The sequence below is a fragment of the Streptomyces sp. SLBN-8D4 genome, assembly GCF_049739545.1.
Classification (GTDB): Bacteria; Actinomycetota; Actinomycetes; order Streptomycetales; family Streptomycetaceae; genus Streptomyces; species Streptomyces canus_C.
The window spans coordinates 1,981,508-1,988,101 of the sequence record NZ_JBMGQC010000001.1; the positions used below are offsets into that span (position 1 = coordinate 1,981,508).

Here is a 6,594-nt window from a genome sequence, read left to right on the forward strand (position 1 = left end):
GTGAACGACGTACCCGACCGGTTCCCGCCCGACGAGCGGATGTCAGCGCACGGCTATCTGACGCACATGGGACGTGTCGACGGCCTGCGGAACGCGGCGGCGAGCCGACGCGCCGAAGAGCTGCTGGAGCGGCTCGCCCTCGTCGGCGGCGTCGACACAGCTCTGCGCACGTTGTCCAAGGGAAACGCGCAGAAGGTCGCCCTGGCACAGGCGCTGATGATCCCGCCGGATCTGCTCGTCCTGGACGAGCCGTGGTCCGGGTTGGACAGTTCGGCCCACGGCGTCCTGGCTGAGATCATGAGCGAGACGACCAGAGCGGGCGGCACCGTCGCGTTCACCGACCACCGTGAGTCGGTGGTCCAGGCGAACGCGACCCGGATCTACCGTGTGGCCGGCGGACAGGTGACGCTCGATGAGGGCTCCACACGCGCGGCGCGGCCGACAGAGACCCGGCTCGTGTTCAAGGCGCCGGTCAACGCGTACGGGATTCCCCGCACCGCCGACTGGCACGCTTTCGTCGGCGTGGTCACCGCGCATACCGACGGCGTGTACGCGACGGTCCATGTCACCAGCGCACATGCCGACGCACTGATCCTGGCCGCGCTGCACGATGGATGGTCGATGGTGGAAGCGGGCCAGGCTCAGGTGAACACCCCACACGCCACTGTCCACGGCGGTGCCTCATGATCGCGCTGTTCCGCTACACCGCGGCGGTGATGCTGCATTCGCAGCGCTACATTCCCCCGCTGCTGCTCTTCGCCGCCGTGGCAGTCGTCTTCACCGGAAGTTCCGAATCGGTACCGGTGGCAGCGATCTACGGACCCGTCTCGGGGGTGCTCTTCGTCTCCTCGGTATGGCTGACCGTCACCTTGGTCAACGCCGAGGACCCGGTGCGGCGCGTCATCGCCGTGGTCCACGCCGGTCGATCGCGTTCTGTGCTCGTCGCGACGATGCTGGTGGCCCTGGCCACAAGCATGCTCGTCTCCGGCCTGATTCTCTTCCTGCCGCTGGTGATGGGCGACCACTCGATCACCCTTGACGACATCCTGGGCGGCGTCTTGGCGCAGCTGACGTGCGCGAGCACCGGCGTCGCGATCGGTATGCCCGTCTCCCGCCTGGTCATTCGCCGCACCGGCCACTCGCTGATCACGGCCTTGGGGCTCATCTCGATCTTCAGCTTCTCTCAGGGCCTCCCTCCGATCAACCGGCTGATCCGCCTCCTCGCCAACACGCCGGAAGCCCCGAGCCTGCTTCCCCGGACGGCGGAGTGCGCGGCCGTCGCGCTGTCCCTGCTGGTGGCGAGCGTATGCGTCACCGCTTTCATCGCCGACCGCCGGGACTGAGGCGCGGGGGCGGGACGGGTGATTATTTCTGCAATACAAGAAGCGCAGAACAGACACGGGCGCGGGAATTCCGAGGGCATGCAAGCCCTCTATTTTCGCCCTCTCAATGGTACACTTCCGGGCATGGACAAGACTTCACCCAGCACTAAACGCTGGTTAATCGCGATTCTGATACTGGTCGTGATCATTGTCGCCGCGGCGCTCGCGTTCGGCGGTCACACCGAGAAGGGTCCGAAAAAAAGCTTGGGCCGCCTGCCCTCACACACAGCCCAGGTGGTCATCGTTTAAAGGCAACAGTCACGGCCGGCGACACTGTCCCGGCCGTGACGCCTTTGTACCAGGTGCTGCCGCCGGACGGCGACACCCCGAGAGTATCGTTCGACTGCGGAAGCTAACCAGTTGAACTGCACACTCCGGCACACGGGCGGAGGGCGCCCCCCGGGGCCCCGTTCCCGACCAGACCGGGTAGGGGCGATGATCGAGCCGCTGCTGCCCAGGCATGAACGGCGACACCGCGAACGGACCATCACACCCGGAGATCACCCGTCACGAACACTCACATGTTCTTGCCTGCAAAATCTCCGCATTCTGCTGCGCGCACTTTGCGAATGCTCCTGGACCTGGACACAGTAGAGAATTTGACGCCACTACTGCCCAGCTCAGGAGCATTTTCTGCTTTTGTCATATCCGGGCCATGAGTAAATGGGAGAGACGATGACGAACGTGCTGCAAGAACCAGCACCTGCCGACGAGGCCACGCCACCTCCGGTGAAGTCGTGGGACGAGTTCACGCGACTCAGAGAAGTGATCGTCGGCGACGTGGCGAATGCCCGGCTACCTCGGATGAATGATGTCTCGGCATGGCTCGCCTGCTACCCGACGCTGTCGGAAAAGGAATTGCGGGAGGTCTCCGAGGGCGCATTTCCCAAGCAGGTCGTCGAGGAGACCACCGAGGACCTGGCGACACTGATCTCCACGCTGCGGAACCTGGGCGTCACGGTGCACCAGCCCGCCGCGCCAGATCACACAAAGGTGTTCGCTTCGCCGGACTGGACGAGTGACGGGTACCTGTCCTACTGCCCCCGCGACATCACGATGGTCCTCGGTTCGGCGATCATCGAGACACCCAGTCCCATGCGGGCCCGGTACTTCGAGCTGCTCGGCGGGATGCGGGAGCTCTTCCAGGAGTACATGCTGCGCGGCGCGACCTGGCTCTCCGCGCCCAAACCACGTCTGGCCGACGACCTGTTCTCCCTCGACGAGGACGGCCTGCCGCTGCTGGGGGAGAGCGAACCGGTCTTCGACGCAGCGAACGTTCTGCGTATCGGCCGGGACGTGATCTACCAGGTCTCCCGCAGCGGCAACGAACTCGGCCTGCGCTGGCTGGAGTCGACGCTGCGGCTGTTCGGCGACTTCCGCGTCCACCCGGTCCGCGGAGTGTACGGCTACACACACATCGACACCACCATCACTCTGCTGCGGCCCGGACTGGTGCTGCTGAACCCCGAGCGGCTGACGGAGGACACGATCCCCGCCTGCTTCCGCGGCTGGGACGTCCTGTGGTCGCCCCCGATCCGTGACGTCCCCACGATCGTGAAGCGTCCCCTGAGCGCGCCCTGGCTGGGGATGAACCTGCTGATGGTGAGCCCGGAGGTGGCGATCGTGGACAAGGACCAGCCCGAGCTGATCTCCGCGATGGAGAAGAAGGGCATCACGGTGCTCCCCCACACACTGCGGCACTCGCGGGTCCTCGGGGGCGGGTTCCACTGCGTCACGCTCGACGTCGTCCGCGACGGCGACCTCGAGGACTACTGCAGCTGAGCGCGACACCGGGTGGGCACGCGCACGGCTTGTGCCGCGGCAGGCGTCGTTCGTCCCGTCGCGACGCGTTGACGGTCGGTCGTCGCCTGCAGGACCCTTCTTTCGGATCAGGTCGGCTCCGAGCGACGGCGCCTTCTTGGCGACGCCGACAAGATCCGGAAGAGACGCCCTAGGCATCGCGCCCCCGCAGCAGCAGACCGCCGGTCAGCAGCGCAGCTGCGGCCCAGCCGGCGGTCACGCCGAGACCGGCCCACGGGCTGATGGGCAGGCTGCCGAGATCGGTGGTGGCCTGGATGGCGAGCCCGGCGCTCATCGGCGTGATCTTCTCGAGCCGGCGCTGCCAGTCCGGATCGCTGATGGTCTGGGAGACGATCGGGATGATGTACAGCACGCTGAGGACGACACCGATGCTGGTGGCGGCGTCCCTGACGGCGGTCGCGACACCGAGGCTGAGAAGGCCGATCAGGATCAGGTAGAGGACCGTCCCGAAAACCGCGCGCAGCGTCGGCCCGTCGGACAGGGACAGGGCCCGGTCGCCGAGGTCGGGCAGGATGAGCCGCCCGGCGAGCACCGAGCCGAGGACGGCTGTCGTGCCGCCGACGGCCACGAGGCCGGTGAGGGTCACGGCCTTGGCCGTGAAGAGTGTCGCCCGACGCGGCACCGCCGCCAAGGTGGTGCGGATCATTCCCGAGCTGTACTCCCCGCTGATGATCAACACGGCCAGGATGGCGACCAGTGCCTGGCCCAGGTAGACCCCCATGAGGCTGAGCTTGGTCATGTCGCCACCGCAGTCGCCGGCCGTGCAGTTCGCCACCGACGTCGCTCCGGCGCCCAGGACCACCGTCGCCGCGACGGTGCCGAGCAGCAGCCACAGCGGACTGGCGATGGTCCGCATCTTCGTCCATTCCGCGTGCAGGGCCAGTCTCATGCGTCCCTCCGGTTGAGAAGGACGGCAGCCACGGCCAGGCTCGCCACCGCGTAGGCGGCCAGGACGGCGAAGCCGGCCCATGGCGCCAGCGGGTAATAGCCGTTGTACGGGGTGTAATGACTCGCAACCTGGTCGTACCGCACAAGGGTCTGCTGGACGGCGAAGGCCGCCGCCGGTGTCACTCTGGACAGCCAGTTCGCCGCGCTCTCGGGCATGAACGGGATCGCGGTCAAGATGTAGGGCAGCACGATGGCCACGATGACGGTCGTGACCGCGCCGGAGCTGTGCCGGAAGACAGTGCTGACGGCCAGGGCGAGGACCGATGCGGTCGCGAGCAGCGCCGCGGTCCCGAGCGCCACTCGCAGTTCGGTCGAGGACGAGACCGGGAAGATGTAGACGCCCTTGGCCTTGGCGAGCCGCTCACCGAGCGGAATCGCGAGGACCGTTCCGACCAGCCCGGCGACGAAGGTGACGGCTCCCAGGACGATCGCCTTGGCCATCAGTACCCGGCTCCGCCTCGGGCTGGCGGCCAGGGTGAGGTGGATCATGTTGTGCCGGTATTCCGTGGTGATGAACAGCGCTCCCACGACGATCACCGCGATCAGCGCGGCGAACGTGCCGGTGAGGATGTCCCGGACGGTGCCGCCGGTCGGCAGGGCCTCGCGGACGGCGGGCGCAATGTCGCCCGCTCCGGTCACCGTGAACCGGCTGCCGGACTGGCTGAACGAACCCGACAGGTCGTCCGGGTAGCCTGCGAAGGTCGGTGAGTGGGCTCCCAGCTGCTCACCGGTCCACTCACCACCGGTCCAGCCCCCTTGGAAACGAAGGTCCCCGAAGGCGGCTGTCGACACGCTGCCGACCGTACCCCGGCCCTCCACGGCAGGCGGCGACGCGACGAACCAGCCCGACCTGCACGGTCGATCCGACCCCGCTCACCCGCGCGGCGCCCGCCTTCGTCCACTTCGTGCCGTCGGTGGAGGCGTAGCCGGTGATCGTGTCGCCAGAGCGGTCCAGCCGCAGCCAGCGGGGGGACTCGGCGGAGACCGGACCGGGCAGACCGGCCGTGTCGTTGACGTAGTCGTCCTGCATCCGCACACCATGGCTGCCGGTGACCATGATCGCCGCGTAGGACGATCCCTGGCGGGTGTTCTCCTTGATGACGAGTCCGGCCTTCGCCCACGGCACAGTGCCGGGCCGAAGATCCCCGGGGCCCTTGGGGATACGGCTCTGGAGCGCCGAGACGGAAACGGAGACACTGCCGTTCCCGGCCAGCGGCTGGTGCACGAGGTAGTAACTGTCGGTGACCGGTTCGCCGCCCGGTCCGACGGGAACGGACGGCGAGCCCTTCTGATTGCTGCTGAACCCCGCGAGCAGCGCGACCAGCACCACCAGCAGTGCCGCCACCGCCGTGCCGGTCACCCAGCTGCGGACCGTGCGGAACTTGGTCCACTCGGCGTGCAACAACTGCGGGAACCCGTCCCGTCCGGCCCGTTGGCCGACTGGACGGGGAGTCAGGGTGGCGGTCACAGGGCTGCCTCCGTGGGCGTCGCGGCGCGGAACTCGACCGCGTTGCGCGTGAGTTCCATGTAGGCCTCTTCGAGAGTCGCTCGGTGCGCTGACACCTCGGAGAACGGCACCGCGCTCGCGTTCAGTACCGCCACGACGCGATCCGAGGCGAGCCCGGAGACGGTGACGGTGTCACGCCCGATGGCCGCCACGGTGGCCCCGGCCCCGGCGAGCGCCCTCATCGTGTCCCGCGGTTCGGTGGTGCGCACGGCGACCCGACTCCCGGACGCCGCCTCGATGAGGTCGGCCACGCTGGTGTCGGCGATGACCTTGCCGCGCCCGACCGCGATCAGCTGATCGGCCGTGTCCTGCAACTCGCTCATCAGATGGCTGGACACCAGGACGGCGCGGCCCTGAGTGGCCAGCAACCGCAGGAAGCCGCGGATCCAGACGATGCCTTCCGGGTCCATGCCGTTGAACGGCTCGTCGAGCATCACCGTCGCCGGGTCGCCCAGCAGCGCTGCGGCGATCCCGAGACGCTGCCGCATGCCCAGCGAGTAACCGCCGGCCTTCCGCCGCGCCGCCGACGTCAGGCCGACCAGATCGAGCACCTCGTCCACGCGCCGCGCGGCCATACCCTGCGAATGCGCCAGCCAGAGCAGATGGCCGCGAGCGCTCCGGCTGGGATGCAAGGCGGCCGCGTCCAGGAGTGAACCCACGTGGCTCAGCGGATGCCGAAGACTGCGGTACGGCTTCCCGCTGATCAACGCCGTGCCCTCGTTGGCCGAGTCCAGTCCGAGGATCACCCGCATCGTCGTGGACTTCCCGGCCCCGTTGGGGCCGACGAACCCGGTGACCAGACCGGGCCGGACACTGAACGTCATTCCGTCCAGGGCCACAGTGTGCCCGAACCGCTTGCGCAGACCGGAGACTTCGATGGTTGCTTCCATGCCCGCAAGGCTATGGACGTCCGGCGCGGCGGACATCACGTGGCAG

The 6,594-nt window shown here is 67.9% G+C and carries 8 protein-coding genes; 4 read left to right on the top strand and 4 right to left on the bottom strand.

Annotated elements, in window-relative coordinates:
- From RKD20_RS09110 to RKD20_RS09125, 4 genes are all read left to right on the top strand, one after another.
- Entirely contained in the window at window positions 1-687 is a 687-nt protein-coding gene (locus tag RKD20_RS09110; RefSeq protein WP_424877268.1) for an ATP-binding cassette domain-containing protein, read from the top strand.
- The gene (locus tag RKD20_RS09115; RefSeq protein ID WP_424877269.1) at window positions 684-1,343 is read left to right on the top strand and encodes a hypothetical protein; all 660 of its coding nucleotides are present in this window, start codon (window positions 684-686) and stop codon (window positions 1,341-1,343) included. The genes RKD20_RS09110 and RKD20_RS09115 overlap by 4 nt, the downstream gene beginning before the upstream one ends.
- Before the next feature lie 123 nt (window positions 1,344-1,466).
- A complete protein-coding gene (locus RKD20_RS09120) occupies window positions 1,467-1,631 on the top strand; it encodes a hypothetical protein (protein ID WP_424877270.1) in 165 nt (54 codons plus the stop codon).
- Between the two features lie 555 nt (window positions 1,632-2,186).
- A complete protein-coding gene (locus RKD20_RS09125; protein ID WP_424877271.1) occupies window positions 2,187-3,164 on the top strand; it encodes an inosamine-phosphate amidinotransferase 1 in 978 nt (325 codons plus the stop codon).
- Window positions 3,165-3,333: 169 nt separating this feature from the next.
- Here RKD20_RS09125 and RKD20_RS09130 read toward each other — a convergent pair whose 3' ends face one another.
- Genes RKD20_RS09130 through RKD20_RS09145 form a run of 4 tightly spaced genes read right to left on the bottom strand, consistent with a single transcriptional unit; the run spans window position 3,334 to window position 6,548 of the window.
- The gene (locus RKD20_RS09130; protein ID WP_424877272.1) at window positions 3,334-4,092 is read right to left on the bottom strand and encodes an ABC transporter permease; all 759 of its coding nucleotides are present in this window, start codon (window positions 4,090-4,092) and stop codon (window positions 3,334-3,336) included.
- Window positions 4,089-4,943, bottom strand: coding sequence for an ABC transporter permease subunit (locus RKD20_RS09135; protein WP_424877273.1), 855 nt, complete (start codon window positions 4,941-4,943; stop codon window positions 4,089-4,091). The genes RKD20_RS09130 and RKD20_RS09135 overlap by 4 nt, the downstream gene beginning before the upstream one ends.
- On the bottom strand, window positions 4,888-5,619 hold the full coding sequence (locus RKD20_RS09140; RefSeq protein WP_424877274.1) for a hypothetical protein: 732 nt from the start codon (window positions 5,617-5,619) through the stop codon (window positions 4,888-4,890). Before RKD20_RS09140 ends, RKD20_RS09135 begins: the two co-directional genes overlap by 56 nt.
- Window positions 5,616-6,548, bottom strand: a complete 933-nt coding sequence (locus tag RKD20_RS09145) for an ABC transporter ATP-binding protein (RefSeq protein ID WP_424877275.1) — start codon at window positions 6,546-6,548, stop codon at window positions 5,616-5,618. Before RKD20_RS09145 ends, RKD20_RS09140 begins: the two co-directional genes overlap by 4 nt.
- Window positions 6,549-6,594 lie beyond the last annotated feature (46 nt).